Annotated in this window: 17 protein-coding genes; 10 read left to right on the top strand and 7 right to left on the bottom strand. The window is 65.1% G+C overall.

Annotated features, from left to right (window positions below):
* Nucleotides 1-84 precede the first annotated feature (84 nt).
* The 7 genes from AC1RP5_RS23390 (at nucleotide 85) to AC1RP5_RS23420 (ending at nucleotide 8,162) form a co-directional block, all read left to right on the top strand.
* Nucleotides 85-960 carry a branched-chain amino acid ABC transporter permease gene (locus AC1RP5_RS23390; RefSeq protein ID WP_493114704.1) on the top strand — a complete coding sequence of 292 codons (876 nt, stop codon included), beginning with the start codon at nucleotides 85-87 and terminating at the stop codon, nucleotides 958-960.
* 4 nt (nucleotides 961-964) lie between these two features.
* Nucleotides 965-2,116 (top strand): branched-chain amino acid ABC transporter permease, encoded by a 1,152-nt coding sequence (locus AC1RP5_RS23395; RefSeq protein ID WP_493114706.1) that lies wholly within the window; start codon nucleotides 965-967, stop codon nucleotides 2,114-2,116.
* Nucleotides 2,113-2,871 carry an ABC transporter ATP-binding protein gene (locus tag AC1RP5_RS23400; RefSeq protein WP_493114708.1) on the top strand — a complete coding sequence of 253 codons (759 nt, stop codon included), beginning with the start codon at nucleotides 2,113-2,115 and terminating at the stop codon, nucleotides 2,869-2,871. The genes AC1RP5_RS23395 and AC1RP5_RS23400 overlap by 4 nt, the downstream gene beginning before the upstream one ends.
* A 10-nt stretch (nucleotides 2,872-2,881) precedes the next feature.
* The gene (locus AC1RP5_RS23405) at nucleotides 2,882-3,658 is read left to right on the top strand and encodes an ABC transporter ATP-binding protein (RefSeq protein WP_493114709.1); all 777 of its coding nucleotides are present in this window, start codon (nucleotides 2,882-2,884) and stop codon (nucleotides 3,656-3,658) included.
* A 16-nt stretch (nucleotides 3,659-3,674) separates the two neighbouring features.
* Complete coding sequence (locus tag AC1RP5_RS23410; RefSeq protein ID WP_493114711.1) at nucleotides 3,675-5,519, top strand: AMP-dependent synthetase/ligase; 1,845 nt, start codon at nucleotides 3,675-3,677, stop codon at nucleotides 5,517-5,519.
* Between the two features lie 45 nt (nucleotides 5,520-5,564).
* Nucleotides 5,565-6,767: an ABC transporter substrate-binding protein gene (locus AC1RP5_RS23415; RefSeq protein ID WP_493114713.1), complete on the top strand. Its 1,203-nt coding sequence runs from the start codon at nucleotides 5,565-5,567 to the stop codon at nucleotides 6,765-6,767.
* A gap of 198 nt (nucleotides 6,768-6,965) precedes the next feature.
* Nucleotides 6,966-8,162: an ABC transporter substrate-binding protein gene (locus AC1RP5_RS23420; RefSeq protein WP_493114715.1), complete on the top strand. Its 1,197-nt coding sequence runs from the start codon at nucleotides 6,966-6,968 to the stop codon at nucleotides 8,160-8,162.
* Between the two features lie 75 nt (nucleotides 8,163-8,237).
* On the opposite strand, the gene AC1RP5_RS23425 is transcribed toward AC1RP5_RS23420, so the two are convergent.
* Both AC1RP5_RS23425 and AC1RP5_RS23430 read right to left on the bottom strand, forming a co-directional pair.
* Nucleotides 8,238-8,564 carry a hypothetical protein gene (locus tag AC1RP5_RS23425; protein ID WP_493114716.1) on the bottom strand — a complete coding sequence of 109 codons (327 nt, stop codon included), beginning with the start codon at nucleotides 8,562-8,564 and terminating at the stop codon, nucleotides 8,238-8,240.
* Nucleotides 8,565-8,596: 32 nt separating this feature from the next.
* The gene (locus AC1RP5_RS23430; RefSeq protein ID WP_493114718.1) at nucleotides 8,597-8,935 is read right to left on the bottom strand and encodes a hypothetical protein; all 339 of its coding nucleotides are present in this window, start codon (nucleotides 8,933-8,935) and stop codon (nucleotides 8,597-8,599) included.
* Between the two features lie 60 nt (nucleotides 8,936-8,995).
* Between AC1RP5_RS23430 and AC1RP5_RS23435 the strand changes: the two genes are divergently transcribed.
* Nucleotides 8,996-9,790 (top strand): SDR family oxidoreductase, encoded by a 795-nt coding sequence (locus AC1RP5_RS23435; protein ID WP_493114719.1) that lies wholly within the window; start codon nucleotides 8,996-8,998, stop codon nucleotides 9,788-9,790.
* Nucleotides 9,777-10,535, top strand: coding sequence for a glucose 1-dehydrogenase (locus AC1RP5_RS23440; protein ID WP_493114721.1), 759 nt, complete (start codon nucleotides 9,777-9,779; stop codon nucleotides 10,533-10,535). The genes AC1RP5_RS23435 and AC1RP5_RS23440 overlap by 14 nt, the downstream gene beginning before the upstream one ends.
* A 114-nt stretch (nucleotides 10,536-10,649) precedes the next feature.
* Here AC1RP5_RS23440 and AC1RP5_RS23445 read toward each other — a convergent pair whose 3' ends face one another.
* The 4 genes from AC1RP5_RS23445 to AC1RP5_RS23460 are packed head-to-tail and all read right to left on the bottom strand — an operon-like array spanning nucleotide 10,650 to nucleotide 13,996.
* Entirely contained in the window at nucleotides 10,650-11,534 is an 885-nt protein-coding gene (locus AC1RP5_RS23445) for an alpha/beta fold hydrolase (protein WP_493114722.1), read from the bottom strand.
* On the bottom strand, nucleotides 11,534-12,295 hold the full coding sequence (locus tag AC1RP5_RS23450; protein ID WP_493114723.1) for an ABC transporter ATP-binding protein: 762 nt from the start codon (nucleotides 12,293-12,295) through the stop codon (nucleotides 11,534-11,536). The genes AC1RP5_RS23445 and AC1RP5_RS23450 overlap by 1 nt, the downstream gene beginning before the upstream one ends.
* A complete protein-coding gene (locus AC1RP5_RS23455; protein WP_493114724.1) occupies nucleotides 12,292-13,053 on the bottom strand; it encodes an ABC transporter permease in 762 nt (253 codons plus the stop codon). The genes AC1RP5_RS23450 and AC1RP5_RS23455 overlap by 4 nt, the downstream gene beginning before the upstream one ends.
* A 13-nt stretch (nucleotides 13,054-13,066) precedes the next feature.
* On the bottom strand, nucleotides 13,067-13,996 hold the full coding sequence (locus tag AC1RP5_RS23460; RefSeq protein WP_493114725.1) for an ABC transporter substrate-binding protein: 930 nt from the start codon (nucleotides 13,994-13,996) through the stop codon (nucleotides 13,067-13,069).
* A 127-nt stretch (nucleotides 13,997-14,123) separates the two neighbouring features.
* On the opposite strand from AC1RP5_RS23460, the gene AC1RP5_RS23465 reads away from it, so the two are divergent.
* On the top strand, nucleotides 14,124-14,870 hold the full coding sequence (locus AC1RP5_RS23465) for a 2OG-Fe dioxygenase family protein (protein ID WP_493114726.1): 747 nt from the start codon (nucleotides 14,124-14,126) through the stop codon (nucleotides 14,868-14,870).
* Between the two features lie 475 nt (nucleotides 14,871-15,345).
* Here AC1RP5_RS23465 and AC1RP5_RS23470 read toward each other — a convergent pair whose 3' ends face one another.
* The gene (locus AC1RP5_RS23470) at nucleotides 15,346-15,936 is read right to left on the bottom strand and encodes a hypothetical protein (protein ID WP_493114727.1); all 591 of its coding nucleotides are present in this window, start codon (nucleotides 15,934-15,936) and stop codon (nucleotides 15,346-15,348) included.
* Nucleotides 15,937-16,004 lie beyond the last annotated feature (68 nt).

A 16,004-nucleotide genomic window follows, 5' to 3' on the forward strand; every position in this document is an offset into this window, starting at 1 on the left:
CCATTGACTCCCCGCAGCGCTGCCATGTCTTATGATTCAAGTTAAACGCGAAGCCAATAAACGGCCGGTTTACAGGGTTAGGGAATGCTCGACTTCATCCAGCAGCTGGTGAGCGGAATCGCTCTCGGCTGCGTCTACGGCCTGATCGCGCTCGGCTTCGTCCTGATCTACAAGGCGACGGAAGTCGTGAACTTCGCCCAGGGCGACCTGATGATGCTGGGCGGCTTCTTCGTGTTCACCTTCATCGGCCTGATCGGCCTCGACTACTGGCTGGGCTTCCTGTTCGCCGTCTGCGGCATGGCCGTGTTCGGCATGGCGACCGAGCGCATCCTGATCCGGCCGATCCTCGGTTATCCGCAATTCTCGATCGTCATGGCGACGATCGGCCTGGGCTACTTCCTGCGCTCCGTCGCCGGCATGATCTGGGGAACCGACGACCTCAAGATCGAGACGCCGTTCTCCACGGGCGTGCTGAAGCTCGGCGACCTTGTTATCGCCCACGACAAGCTCTCGGTGATCGTCGCCACCGTCATCCTCTGCATCGTGCTCTACGCCTTCTTCAACTACACGCGGCTCGGCACGGCGATGCGCGCGACGTCGGAGAACATGCTGGCGGCCTATTACATGGGCATCCCGGTGAAACGCGTGGTCTCGCTGATCTGGGCGATCAGCGCCGCCGTCGCGGCGACCGCCGGCGTGCTGCTGGCCCCCATTACCTTCATCCACTCCAACGTCGGTTTGGCGCTGGGCTTAAAGGCCTTCCCGGCGGCGGTGCTGGGCGGGTTCGGCTCAATCCCCGGCGCGCTGATCGGTGGGCTGATCATCGGCGTGATCGAGACGCTGGCCGGCTTCTACCTGCCGCAGGGCTGGAAGGACGTCGCCCCCTACGTCGTCCTGCTGGTCGTGCTGCTGGTACGGCCGCACGGGCTGTTCGGCCCCAGCATGCGCAAGAAGGTCTGAGCCCATGCGTTTCGTCTTCAAGACCGACTACAACCAGGACATCAAGCTGCTGAAGCACGGCGGCTACTGGTGGTCCTACGGGCTGTTGCTGGCCGTGGTGATCGCCGCGCCCTATCTCGTCGGCAGCTACCTGCAGAGCCAGATCGTCTTCGTCTTCATCTACGCGATCGTCGGCGTGGCGCTGATCATCCTCACCGGCTTCACCGGCCAGGCCTCGCTCGGCCACGCCGCCTTCCTGGCGATCGGCGCCTACACCGCCGGCTTCATGCAGAGCCAGGGCATACCGTTCATCGTGTATTTTCCGGCGGCCGCCATCATCACCGGCGTGGTCGGCGCCATGGTCGGCTTCCCGGCATTGCGCCTCACCGGCATCTACCTGGTGATCGCCACCATCGCCTTCGCCTTCATCGTCGAGGAGATCCTAGCGCGCTGGGAATCGGTGACTCACGGCAACGAGGGTATGCGCGTGCGCACCCTCGACCTGCTGGGCCAGCCCCTGCCGCGCGACGGCGACGCCTTCTACTTCCTCTGCCTGCTGGTGCTGGTCGGCTCGATCCTGCTGGCGCTGAACCTGCTGCGCTCGCCCACCGGCCGCGCCTTCATCGCCATCCGCGATTCGGAGACGGCCGGCAAGAGCATGGGCATCGACCTCGCCGCCTACAAGGTGAAGTCCTTCGCCATCAGCGCCGCCCTGACCGGCATGGCGGGCGTGCTGTTCGCCCACAAGATGTCCTTCATCTCGCCCGAAATGTTCACCCTGCTGCTCTCCATCGAGTTCATCATGGTGATCATCATCGGCGGCGCCTTCGGCGTGCACGGTGCGGTGCTGGGCGCGATCTTCATCGTCATGGTCGACCCGTTCCTGACGGCGCTGAAGGACGACGTGCCGGTGCTGGGCGCGAGCCTCGCCTCCTCGCTCGGCATGTCCTCGGAGGGCGCCGGCAAGCTTCGCGACACGATGTCGGCAATCGGCTCGGCGGCCGGCCTCAAGGGCGCGATCTACGGCCTGATCATCATGATGTTCATCCTGTTCGAGCCCTACGGGCTCTACGGGCGCTGGCTCAAGGTGAAGCTCTTCTTCCAGCTCTTCCCGCTCTACAAGAAGGCCACCTTCAAGCGCCAGAAGACCTACGTGAAGTCGGAGCGCAACCGATGAGCTTCTTCACGGTCGACGGCATCTCCCTGCAGTTCGGCGGCCTCAAGGCGGTCGACAGCGTCAGCTTCAGCATCGAGAAGGGCGAGATCTTCACGATCATCGGCCCCAACGGCGCCGGAAAGACCTCGATCTTCAACCTGATCTCGCGGCTCTACGACCCGACCTCGGGCAAGCTGTTCTTCGAGGGCCGCGACATCACCGAGGTGCCGGCGCACCAGATCGCCAAGCTGGGCATTGCGCGGACTTTCCAGAACATCGAGCTGTTCGAGAACGCCTCGATGCTGGCCAACCTGCTGGTCGGCCGGCACTGCCATGCCACGACCCAACTCTGGCAGGAGATCCTGTTCCTGCCGTCGGTGCGGCGCGCCGAGAAGGAGCACCGCCACAAGGTCGAGGAAGTGATCGAGTTCCTCGATCTCCAGGCCTATCGCGACAAGCTGATCGCGGGTCTCCCCTATGGCGTGCGCAAGGTGATCGAGGTCGCCCGCGCTCTCTGCTCGGAGCCCAAGCTGATCCTGCTCGACGAGCCCTCCTCCGGCCTCAACGTCGAGGAGACCGACGACATGTCGTTCTGGATCCGCGACATCCGCACTGAACTGGGCGTCACCGTGTTGATGGTCGAGCACGATATGACCCTGGTGAACCGCGTATCGGACAGGGTGCTGGCGCTGAACTACGGCAAGGTGCTGGCCTCCGGCACGCCGGCCGAGGTGCAGGCGCATCCCGACGTCATCGCCGCCTATCTCGGCGCCTGAGGGAGCGGACATGAGCGACGACCCGATCCTCAAGGTCTCCAACATCGAGAGCTACTACGGCCCGATCATGGCGATCCGCGGCGTCAGCCTCGCCGTGCCGCGCGGCAAGATCATCACCGTGCTGGGCGCCAACGGCGCGGGCAAGACGACGATCCTGAAGACCATCTCCGGCGTGCTCGATCCGCTGAAGGGCACGATCGAGTTCGAGGGCAAGCCGATCCAGCGCATGGATGCCGACAAGATCGTGCGGCTGGGCCTCAGCCACGTGCCAGAAGGCCGCGAGGTCTTCCCGTTCCTGTCGGTGCGCGAGAATCTCGCCATGGGCGCGTTCCTGCGCAAGGACCGCGACGGCGTCGCCCAGGACCTCGAAAAGATCTTCGCCTACTTTCCGCGCCTCAAGGAACGCATCGACCAGCCCGCCGGCTCGCTGTCGGGCGGCGAGCAGCAGATGCTGGCGATCAGCCGCGCGCTGATGAACCGGCCGAAGCTCCTGCTTCTCGACGAGCCCTCGCTCGGCCTCTCGCCGCTGCTGGTGAAGGAGATCTTCAGCATCATCCGCAGGGTCAACGCCGAGGAAGGCACGTCGATCCTGCTGGTCGAGCAGAACGCCAAGATGGCGCTGGAGACGGCGCATTACGGCTACGTGCTCGAGGTCGGTCGCGTGGTGATGGACGATACCTGCGAGCGGCTGATGAGCAGCAAGGACATCCAGGAATTCTATCTCGGCGCCAAGGAAGAGAGCGCCCGCGGCGAACGCCGCTGGAAGAAGAAGAAGAACTGGCGCTGACGGGAAGCGAGGAAACATGCCCACCAAAGCCACGCTGACGGTTGCCGAGACCCTGCCTAAAAGCTTCCTGCTGTCGTGCAAGACGCGCGGCGAGCGGCCGGCGATGCGCGAGAAGCTCTACGGCATCTGGAACGCGATCTCGTGGAACCAGTGGCTGGAGCGCTCGAAGTCCGTGACCTTCGCGCTGCACGAGACCGGCTTCCGACCGGGCGACGTGGCCTCGGTGCTGGCCAACACCGTGCCGGAATGGAACTACGCCGACTTCGGTATTCTCTGCGCCGGCGGCGTCTCCTCGGGCATCTACCCGACCGATTCGGCCAAGCAGGTCGAATACCTGATCAACGATTCGAAAACCTCGGTCCTGTTCGTCGAGGATGACGAGCAACTGGACAAGGCACTGGACGTGCGTGAGCGCTGCCCGTCTCTTCGCAAGATCGTCGTGTTCGACATGGAGGGGCTGCGCACCTTCAACGACCCGATGGTGGTCTCGCTCGACGAATTCATGGCGGCCGGCCGCAACTACGGCCAAGGCAAGGATGCGCTGTTCGAGGAGCTCGTCGCCTCGCGCAAGCCCGACGACCTCGCGATCCTGGTCTACACGTCCGGCACGACGGGTCCGCCCAAGGGCGCCATGCACAGCCATCGCAACGTGGTCTACACGATGCAGAACTGCATGCATCCCGAGCTGTCGCTCTCCTGGTACGAGGGCGACGAGCGGCTGGCCTTCCTGCCGCTCTGCCACGTCGCCGAGCGCATCGCCGGCAGCTACTACTCGGTCGCGACCGGCGTCTGCTCCAACTTCGCGGAGAGCCCGGAGACGGTGCCCGACAACATCCGCGAGGTGCAGCCGACGCTCTTTGGCGCCGTGCCGCGTGTCTGGGAGAAATTCTACGCCGGCATCATGATCGCGCTGAAGGATGCCACGCCGCTCCAGCAATGGGCCTACCGGCGCGCGCTGGCGGCCGGCCTCGCCATCGCCGATGCGCGGCTGGCGCGGCGCGAGCCGACGGCGCTGGAGAAGCTGCAGTTCAAGGCCGCCTACTGGCTGGTGCTTAAAAACATCCGCCGCATGATCGGCCTCGATCGCTGCCGCTGGCTGTTCACCGGCGCCGCCCCGATCTCGCCGGAGCTGATCCGCTGGTATCTCGCGCTCGGCCTCGACATGTACGAGGTCTACGGCCAGACGGAGAATTGCGGGCTGGCCACGGCGATGCCGGCCAATGCGATGAAGCTCGGCACGGTCGGCAAATCGGTGCCCTACGGCCAGGTCAGCATCTCCCCCGTCGGCGAGATCCTGATCAAGGGCGACATGGTGTTCATGGGCTACCTGAACCAGCCCGAGAAGACGGCCGAGACTATCGACAAGGACGGCTGGCTGCACACCGGCGATGTCGGCCTGATCGACGAGGAAGGCTACGTCAAGATCACCGACCGGATGAAGGACATCATCATCACGGCGGGCGGCAAGAACATCACGCCGTCGGAGATCGAGAACCAGCTGAAGTTCTCGCCCTATATCAGCGATGCCGTCGTGATCGGCGACAAGCGCGCCTACCTCACCTGCCTGGTGATGATCGAGCGCGAGACGGTCGAGAAGTTCGCGCAGGACCTCGACGTGCCCTTCACCAACTACACCAGCCTGTGCCGCGCCAAGGAAGTGCAGGACCTGATCTGGTCGGAGATCGAGCGGGTCAACGCCAACTTCGCTCGCGTCGAGACGATCAAGCGTTTCTACCTGATCGAGCAGCAGCTCACGCCCGAGGACGAGGAGCTGACGCCGACCATGAAGCTGAAGCGGTCGTTCGTGAACACCAAGTACAAGGACCAGATCGACGCGATGTACCGCCCTCAGGCGGCCTAGTTCCAAGAAGAGTTCCGTAAAGCGTAGTGGAGGAAACAAGTAGTCATGCGTTCGTTTAGCGTAAAGGCCGCCCTGTTGAGCGGCGTGTTCGGCCTCGCCGCCCTGCCGGCGGTGGCGCAGCAGACCAAGGTCACCAACCAGGGCATCACGCCCACCGAGATCGTGCTGGGCACGCACCAGGATCTCTCCGGCCCGATCAAGTCGTGGGGCGTTCCCGTCACCAACGGCATGAAGATGGCCATCGACGAGGTCAACGCGGCGGGCGGCATCAACGGCCGCAAGCTGAAGCTGATCGTCGAGGATGTCGGCTACGATCCCAAGCGCGCCGTGCTCGCGACGCAGAAGCTGGTCGACAAGGACAAGATCTTCGCGATGCTGGCGCCGCTCGGCTCGCCCACGGTGCTCGCCGCGCAGGACATCCTGCTCGAGGCCGGCATTCCGCAGCTCTTCCCGGTCACCTCGGCCGAGTTCACCTACAAGATGGACCCGAAGAACCCGCAGGACCGGCTGAAGTTCAACAACGTGCCGCCTTACACCGAGAGCGTGCGCGCCGGCGCCCGTCACCTGATGGCGGAAAAGGGCAGCAAGAAGCCCTGCGTGATCTACCAGGACGATGAGTTCGGCAAGAACGTGCTCGACGGCTTCACCCAGGCCGTCGCGGACGCCAAGCTGACCGCCGCCTCGACCACCAGCTACAAGCGCGGCGCCTCGGACTTCTCCTCGCAGGTCGCCAAGATGAAGTCGGACGGCTGCGACTTCGTCGTGCTGGGCACCGTCGTGCGCGAGACCGTCGGCGTCATGACCGAGGGCCGCAAGATCGGCTTCGCGCCGATTTACTTTGGCAGCACCGCCGCCAACGTCGTCGAGGTTCCGGCACTCGGCAAGGAAGTCACCGAGGGCTTCTATGCCGTCGGCGGCATGGAGATCCCCTACCGCGACACCTCGACCGGCAAGGCCAAGGAATGGGCCGACGCCTACTTCAAGCTCTACAACATGGAGCCGAACACCCAGTCGGCGCTGGGCTACAACGAGGTCATGACCTTCGCCCACTACGCCAAGCTGGCGGGCAAGGACCTGACGGGCGCGAAGTTCCTCGCCGCCATGGAATCGGGCGACGTCTTCCAGGACATCTTCAACTCGCCGCCGGTGAAGTTCTCACCGACCGAGCACCTGTCGGCCACGGTCTACCTGCTGCAGCAGGTCAAGGACGGCCGCTGGGTCGTGCTGAAGCGCGACCTCAAGAACTGAGTTCCACTACCGTCGATGGCAAAGGCCCGGGCATGTCCCGGGCCTTTTCTTTTGCACCCCGGAATCCTCCGTTTCGCCGTGCATAACCGCTCGGGACCTGCTCTAATTCTGCACAAGTCGCGCAAAGCGACGACGGACCGGGTCGTGTGCGCCACCCACCGAAGAAACTAAAGAGCGCAGCAGTGGAGGAAACGGACAATGCATCTCAAGGCATTCGCGGTGACGCTTGCCTGCACGACGGCACTGGCGGTCACGCCCGTGCTCGCGCAGACCAAGGTCACGAACCAGGGCATCACGCCGACCGAGATCGTCATCGGCACGCACCAGGATCTGTCGGGCCCGATCAAGACCTGGGGCGTCCCGGTCGCCAACGGCATGAAGCTCGCCGTCGAGGAGATCAACGCGGCGGGCGGCATCAACGGCCGCAAGCTGAAGCTGATCGTCGAGGACAGCGCCTACGATCCTAAGAAGGCCGTGCTCGCCAGCCAGAAGATGATCGAGAAGGACAAGGTCTTCGCGATGATCGGCGGCATGGGCTCCGCGCCCGTGATCGCGGCGCAAGACATCCTGTTCGACGCGGGCGTGCTGCAGCTCTTCCCGCTGACCGCCGCCGAGTTCACCTACAAGTTCGACGCCGGCAAGCCGCAGGAGCGGCTGAAGTTCAGCAACCTGCTGCCCTATGTCGAGAGCACGCGCGCGGCCGTGAAGTACATGGTCGAGTGGAAGAAACCCACGAAGCCCTGCCTGATGTACCAGGACGACGAGTACGGCAAGAACGTGCTCGACGGTTTCACCCAGCAGCTCGACGTCATGAAGCTGAAGCCCGCCTCGGTCACGACCTACAAGCGCGGCGCGTCGGACTTCAGTGCGCAGATCGCCAAGATGAAGTCGGACGGCTGTGACCTGGTCGTGCTGGGCACCATCCTGCGCGAGACGATCGGCGCCATCGCCGAGGCCAAGAAGCTCGGCTGGGACGTCACCTTCCTCGGCGCGACCCCGACCAACATTCCCGACACGATCACGCTCGGCAAGGACGTGGTCGAGGGCTTCTACGCCGCCGGCGCCTTCGAGACTCCCTATGCCGATACGGCCAAGGGCAAGGTCAAGGACTGGGTCGAAGCCTACAAGAAGATGTTCGGCACCGATGCCAACACGCAGTCGGTCATCGGCTACAACGCCGTCATGACCTTCGCGCACTATGCGAAGCTCGCGGGCAAGGACCTGACCGGCCAGAAGATGCTGGACGCGCTCGAGTCGGGCGACCCGTACCTCGACATCTTCAGCTCGCCGCCCAGCAAGTTCTCCAAGACCAACCACCTCGCGAACACGATCACGCAGGTGCAGCAGGTCAAGAACGGCCGCTGGATCGTCATCAAGGAAGGCCTGGGCTTCTAGCCCGGTCCTCCCGACCCAAACAAAAGCCCGGGCGGGTGACCGTCCGGGCTTTTTCTTTGACTGCGTTCAGGAAACTCAGACCGGCGGCACCGGCACCTTGTTGCGCTGGAGCTCCTTCTGCAGCACCGGGATCGCCGCCGCAGTATCGCCTTCGTGACAGCGGGCGATGGCCAGCCGGGCGTTGATGTCGGCGTCGGTGTCGTCATTGTCGCCGGCGCTGTCGCCCAGCCCGCCGGCGACATACTCGCCGTACGCCCAGCTCAGCTTGGTGCAGTAGGCCGCGGCCTGGTCGACCGTCATGCCCGGCGGCGGACCGCCGGCCGTCTGCGTGCAGGCGGCGGCCAGGAGCGGCAGGAGGGCGAGCCCGGCGAGGCGGGCCAGCGTGCGATGCGGAGAGGTCATGGGGCTGCTCATGTAGTGGATCACGAGATGGATCAGGAGGCCGGAACGTCGATCTTGTTGTTGCGCAGCTCGCGCTGCAGCACCGGGATGCCGGCCGCGGTATTGCCTTCCTGGCACTGGGCGATGGCGACACGGACGTTGATGTCGGCCTCGGTGCCCTCGCGGCCGACGCCGCCCATCGCGGTGCTGACGCCGCCGACATATTCGCTGTAGAGCGTCGTGAGCTTGGTGCAGTAGGCCGCGCCCTGGGCCGCGGTCATGCCGGGCGGCGGACCGCCTTGCCCCGGTGCCGGGCCACCCGCCGTCTGAGTGCAGGCCGCGATTGCCAGCGGCACCGCCATCGATGCGAGAATACCTGTCAGCTTCGCCATGCGATCCTCCTGAACGATACGCTAACGCACCGCGCGGTTAGTCGCTATGGTCGCGTCGATATGAGCGATGAACTTTCCGGGAGGGTGGCGGTCGTCACCGGCGGTGCCTCTGGCATCGGCGCCGCATCGGCCGCCCTGCTCGCAGCCGCAGGCGCTGCGGTAATCGTGGCCGATCTGGCCGAAGGCTCAAAGGCGACACCGGCCGGCCGCTTCGTGGCCCACGATGTCGCCTCCGAGGAGTCCTGGCAGTCCCTGCTTGCAGACGTCCTGCAGCGCGAGGGCCGGCTCGACATCATGGTCAACAATGCCGGCGTCTCCGGCGGTCCGGGCAATCCCGAGAACACCACCGTCGAGAACTGGCAGAAGGTCCAGGCGATCAACTCCGAGGGTGTGTTCCTCGGCTGCAAGTACGGCATTCAGGGCATGAAGCATCTCGGCGCGGGCAAGACCGCGACCGGCGGCTCGATCGTCAACATCTCCTCGATCGCCGGCCTGGTCGGCGGCGCCGGCCCCACCGCCTACACCGCCAGCAAGGGCGCGGTGCGGCTGCTGAGCAAGAGCGTGGCCCTCTACTGCGCAGAGCAGAAATACGGCATCCGCTGCAACTCGGTTCATCCCGGCGGCGTCGACACTGCGATCTTCAACCCGCTGTGGCAGGCGGTCGGTCACGAGCAGGGCAAGGCGTTCTTGGGCTCGCGCCATCCGATCGGCCGCATGGCCGAGCCGCAGGACCTGGGCGAACTCGTGCTGTGGCTCGCCTCCGACCGCTCTTCCTTCGTCACCGGCGCGGAGTTCACGTCGGATGGCGGCGTGACCGCCGGACTTCTCAGGAGGTCGCTCCTTGCCCCGTCTTGAGAACAAGACCGTCCTGCTGAGCGGCGGCGCCTCCGGCATCGGCGCCGCGACCGCGCGCATGATCGTGCGCGAGGGCGGCAAGGCCGTGCTGGCTGATCGCGATGAGGCCAAGGGCCAGGCGCTGGCCGCGGAACTGGGCGCATCGGCGCATTTCGTGCCGCTCGACGTCGTCCAGGAAGAGAGCTGGCAGGCCGCCGTTGCGGCCACCGTCGAGAAGTTCGGCGCATTGCACGGGCTGCTGAACGCGGCCGGCGTCGGCGTGCGCAACTCGATCGAGGACTGCACGCTCGCGGAGTATCGCCGGGTCAACGACATCAACTCACTGGGCACGTTTCTCGGCTGCAAGCACGCCATCCCGGCGATGAAGGCGGCGGGCGGCGGCTCGATCGTGAATATCTCCTCGGTCCTGGGCCTGCGCGGCACGTCCTACGCGATGGCCTACTGCGCCTCGAAGGGCGCGGTACGCACCCTCACCAAGAACGTGGCGCTGCACTGCGCGCAGCAGAAGTACAACATCCGCTGCAACTCGGTGCATCCCGGCTACATCGACACGCCGATGATCGCGCCGCGCCTGGAAACCAACGTCGGCAACATGACCGGCCGCCAGTCCCTCGAAGACCTCCACCCGCTCGGCCGCCTCGGCCAGGCCGACGAGGTCGCCCACATGATCCTGTTCCTGCTCTCCGACGAATCGACGTTCTCGACCGGGTCGGAGTTTGTGTGTGACGGTGGTTTGACTGCGTAAGCGTGACTACCCTCGCTTACTCTTGTCATCCTGAGCGCAGCGAAGGATCTCACGTCCGCTACGCAGTCGTCTGGTCGCTCCGTTAGGTCCTTCGCTGCGCTCAGGACGACAGTATTAGCTCTTCATCCCCGTAATCGACCCCGAGATCGCGCGCGGGTCGCGCTTGGGCCAGCGGCCGGCTTCGACCTGGATGATGAAGTCGCCGACGATCCGGTTGAACTGGTCAGGATCCTCGAGATTGATCGTGTGGCCGCAGTTCGGCATCACGGCCAGCGCGGCCGACGGGATCTCGCGCTTCATCAGCATCGAGGGCGCCAGGCAGGGCCAGTCCTCGTCGCCGGTCAGCACCAAGGTCGGCACTGTCATCGCGCGCATCTTGTCCACGAGGTCGTAGAGCGAGGGCCGTTCGCCCTGGCAGCCGAGCTGGGTGTTGGCCGAACCCAGCGCCGAATGCTCGGCCAGTTCCTTCTTGAACTGGGCAAAGCCGCGCGGGTCCTTGTTCTCGAACTGAACGCGCGTCGGGCCGTAGGCGTATTTCCCGGCAAAGACGGCCATGCCCTCTTCCAGTAGCGACTTGGCGACGATGCCGACCTCGGCCTTGAACTTCGCCGTCTCGTGCTTCTCCGCGCCGTAGCCGACGCCGGCCACGACCAGCGACCGCGCGCGCGTGGGATGACGGAAGCCGAAATGCAGGCTCGCGAAACCGCCCATCGACAGGCCGACGACATGGGCCTTGTCGATCTTGAGATGATCCATCACCGCCAGGATGTCGTCGGTCGCGCGGTTCTGGCTGTAGCTTTCGGGCTTCTCCGGCACGTCGGACGGCGGATAGCCGCGCGCGCTGTAGGTGATGCAGCGATAGCGCTGGCCGAAATGGCGCATCTGCATTTCCCACGAGCGATGGTCGGCGGCAAACTCGTGCACGAACACGATCGGCGCGCCCGCCCCCGTCTCCTCGTAATAGAGCTTCACGCCATCGTCGGTCGTTGCATACGGCATCAATCAATCTCCCTGTCGGCGCCGACCAGCCCGCGCAGTTCACGGGCCAGGGCGACGAAGCCCGGCGATTGTGACGTACGCGGGCGCGGCAAATCCACCTTGATGTCAGCCGCGATGCGGCCCGGCCGCGGGCTGAACACGAGAATGCGGTCGGCGAGCAGCAAGGCCTCGTCGATCGAATGGGTGACGAACAGCACGGTGGTGCGCTGCTTCTCCCAGATCTGCAGCACCTCGTCCTGCAGCTTGCCGCGGGTCTGGGCATCGAGCGCACCGAACGGCTCGTCCATCAGCAACGCCTTGGGCCGCGTGGTCAGCGCGCGCGCGATACCGACCCTCTGGCGCATGCCGCCCGACAGCTCGTGCGGGTAGCGGTCGGCGAAGCCCGTGAGGCTCGTCATCTCGATGAACTGCGTGGCGGTCGCGCGACGCTCGGCGGCCGGCGTGCCGCGCGCCTTCATGTTGAACTCGACGTTCTTCTGCACCGTCATCCACGGAAAGAGCCCGTGATCCTGGAAGACGATGGCGGCCTCCGGCGAGGGGCCATCGAGTTCGCGGTTGGCGATCACGATCTGGCCTGAGGTCGGCGTCTCCAGCCCCGCCACCATCTGCAGCAGGGTGGACTTGCCACAGCCCGAGCGGCCGAGCAGACAGACGAAGTCACCGGCATCGCAGGTAAAGTCGATGCCGCGCAGCGCCTCGACCGGTTCGGTCTTGCCGGGATAGATCTTCCCGACACCGATACATTCCAGGAATTTGCTCATTCGGGCGACGCCGTGAGGCCCTCCTGCCAGCGGCAGACATAGGAGCGGACCATGCGCACCGCCTGGTCGGCCAAAAGGCCGATCGCGCCGATGACGATGATGCCAGCGATGATGAGATCGGAGCGGAAGGTGAGCTGGGCGTTCAGGATCATGTAGCCCAGCCCCGACTTCACCGCGATCATCTCGGCCGTCACCACGGTCAGCCAGCCGCCACCGACGGCCAGGCGAAGCCCGGTGAAGATGGCCGGCAGCGAGGCCGGCAGGATGATGTCCTTCATCACCAGGAACTCGCTGGCGCGCGCCGCCTTGGCCACCTTGAGCAGGGTGCGCTCGATGCCGCGCACGCCGAAGATGGTGTTGATCAGCAATGGCCAGGTGCCGGCCAGGAAGATCAGCGCGATCGCCGGCTTGTCGCCGATGCCGAGGAACAGCAGCGCCATGGGAATGAGCGCGATCGGCGGGATCGAGCGGAAGATCTGGATCGACCAGTCCGTCATCGTGTCGAGCAGCCGGTAGCGCCCGATCATCAGGCCGAGCGGCACCGCGAACAGGAACGACAGCGAAATGCCCACGGCGACGCGGCTGATGCTGGCCAGCGCATTGCCCAGCACCGTGTCCCAATCGTCGACGAAGACCATCAGGACCTTGGCGGGCGGCGGCAGCAGGACCGGCGGATAGACCTTGGCCTGCACCGCCAGTTCCCAGGCGAGCAGCAGCAGCGCCAGGGGCAGAAGCCCCAGCGCGCGTTTGAACTGCATCACTGGAACCGCATCAGACGTAACCGAGGTTCAGGAAGTTATCCCAGTCGGGTTCCTTCTCGAGCATCTTGTCGTCGATCATCATCTTGGCCAGCGACTTGAGGCCGCTCACGAAGGCGGGGCCGGAGTCGGCGCTGAAGAACAGGTTCTTGGTCGAGAGCTCGGCCACTTCCTTGGTCATCTTGAACTGCTTGATCGTGGTCTCGATGGCGATCGAGGGATTGGAGGCCATCTCCTTCGTCGCCTTCACATGCGCCTGCACCATCTTCTTGGTGAGGTCCGGGTCCTTCTTCACGAAGGCCGAGGACGCGACGAAGCCCAGGTTGGTCTTGCCCATGGGAGAGTCGTACGGCACCCACAGTCGCTTGCCCCAGCCGTTCACCTCGGCCAGCGCCGCATAGGGTTCGAACACGCAGATCGCCGCGACGTCGCCGCGCATCAACGGGATCGGCTGGTCCTGGTTGTCCATGAACGCCAGTTCGACCTTCCCAAACACGCCTTCCTGCTTCAGCTTCCAGTTCAGCGACACGAGGCCGATCGAGCCGTTCTGGACGGCAATCTTCTTGCCCACGAGATCCTGGAAACTCTTGATCGACGGCTGCGCCAGCACCATCCAGCCACCGTCGCAGCCATTGGCCAGCACCTGCATCGGGAAGCCCTTGGTCGCGACCTGCATGGTGGCCGACAGGCCGCCGTTGCCGATATCGACATCGCCTGACGCAACAGCCTGCATGCGTTGCACCAGCGAAGGGAACATGACCAGTTCAAGGTCGATGCCCTCGGGCTTCAGAAGCGCCGGCATCAGAAAGGCCGCGTTGGTCGTGGTGGTAAAGGCCGAGCCCATCTTCACCTTGCGCAGGTTCTGGCCCAGCGATGCGCGCGAGACGATGGCGGGAGCGGCGAAAGAGGCGGCAGCGGTGGCGAGGAGCTTGCGTCGCAACATGTATGAATCTCCATGAGCCGCGAGGGCGGCGTGACCTCTCGCGATCTGCAATCGCCGCGCCAATCCCTAGAAAGCTTCATGCGCCTCTGCTGCTGAATGATGGATATGTGATGCTAGAGTGACTCTCATGAGCGAAATCGGTACCGGCCTGCAAAACGCATCGGGCATCCGCACCTCCGTCGAGCGTGCGGGATATGCCTTCGTCGAAGCTTCCGACATGCGCACGGCGTTCACGCGCTTCGGCACGCTCGCCGACTGGCCGGCCTTCGCCGAAAGCTGGAACGATCTCGAGGTCGACACCTACATGGGCGACGGCGGCCGCTACCGGAAGCGCCGGTTCGGCGTCTACGAGGCTGAGCGCCAGGGCGCCATCGTGCGCGGCGCGCACCAGCCGCACTACCAGGGGCTCAGCTACAACAACCTGAACGGCGGCATCGAGCGCTGGTTCAAGCCGGTGACCGACGAGATCGGCAACGGCGCGTCGATGCGCACCATTCTCGAATATTGCCGCTCGCTGTTTGGCCGCCTCGCGCCCGAGACGGCGAAGTGGCACATCGAGGTCCACCAGTTCCGCATCGAGGCCAAGACCGGCGTCCAGGGCAAGCCGACGCCTGAAGGCATGCATCGCGACGGCGTCGACTATGTGCTGGTGCTGCTGATCAACCGCCGCAACATCGCCAGCGGCACGACGACCGTGCACGACCTCGACAAGCGCGCGCTGGGCAGCTTCACCCTGACCGATCCGCTCGACGCGGCCTTGGTCGATGACGCCCGTTGCTATCACGGCGTCACGCCGGTCGAGCCGGAAAACCCGGCGCTCCCCGCCTATCGCGACGTGCTGGTGGTGACGTTCAAGAAGAAGCCGGCGGCGTAGTCGCCGCTGCGTTCATCGAAGCCCACTCACCTAGCCTCTCCCCCTAGCGGGCTGGTCTAGGCCCTCTGTCGTGGCCCGATCCTCTGCGCCAGTTACCGGTCCTTCAACGCGGCCAGCACCGGTAGGCCCCCGTGACGCCGGCCAGCGCCACCTCGGGGTCCTGCCCGCCAGACCCGTCGCCGCATGGTGCACCAGGGCGCGAACCGCGCCCGCGAACACGGTATCGAGCTGCGCGCGACCATCTCGTCGGCCTGCAGACCGAGCGGGGTGTCGTCGCCCAACGGCGTTGTGCGGCCACGACTCCGCGGCCGGCGCTGCCGACGGCAGCCCTTCTGTCTCGATGCTTGTCATGTTCGTCTCCGTTAGCGGGCCATCGGGGCCTGAAGGGCGTTCCTGTCGCCGCTCACATCGACGCCGCCGGGCTCGCCGGCATCGCCCTCTGCTGCTGCAGTTGCTCGCTAAACTCTTCCCAAGATCAAACCATTGCGAAGGCGGGCTTCTCGACGCCGGTCATGGTGTCGTAGGCCTTGAGGATGGTCTCTTCCGGCGTCCGCGTGACGCCGCTATCGTGATAGATCGCCTTCAGCCACATCGCCATCTTCGTATGATAGCCGTTCTCGATGAAGCGTTCCGTCATCGTCTTGCGCAGCATCTCCTCGCCCTTGGCGACATAGACCGCGTCGGGCTTGCCGCCATCGGCGAGATGACGGCAGGCCCATTGCCCGTACATCAGCTCCGCCCGCACGATGGCCGGTGCCGACGAAGGCTTGGTGGTGAGTCCGGCCTCCTGACAGAGCTTCAGACCGACCTCATGGCGTCGAGCCGCCAGGTTGAGTGGCAAGGCAAGCTCGAGCCCTTCCCGCATCAGCAGCTTCGTCCCGTTGGGCAGGAGGCGATCGAACTGATCCCACTGTCGCCAGTCGGCCTCGCTCGCGCGACCGAACTCGGCGACCGCCAGATCGCCATCGATCAGCCACTTGCACAGGCCCAGCGTCCGCCACCATTGATAGCCGCGGAAGCACCCGTCGGTATCCTTGCCCTCGGCTGGCCCAGGCTGATTGGCCATCCAGTCCGTTAGCGCCCGAACCGCCGGGAGCACCTGATCTCGCAGTCCCAGGAGATGGGCATGGACCA

It is taken from the genome of Reyranella sp. GW821-FHT12G01, assembly GCF_058806575.1.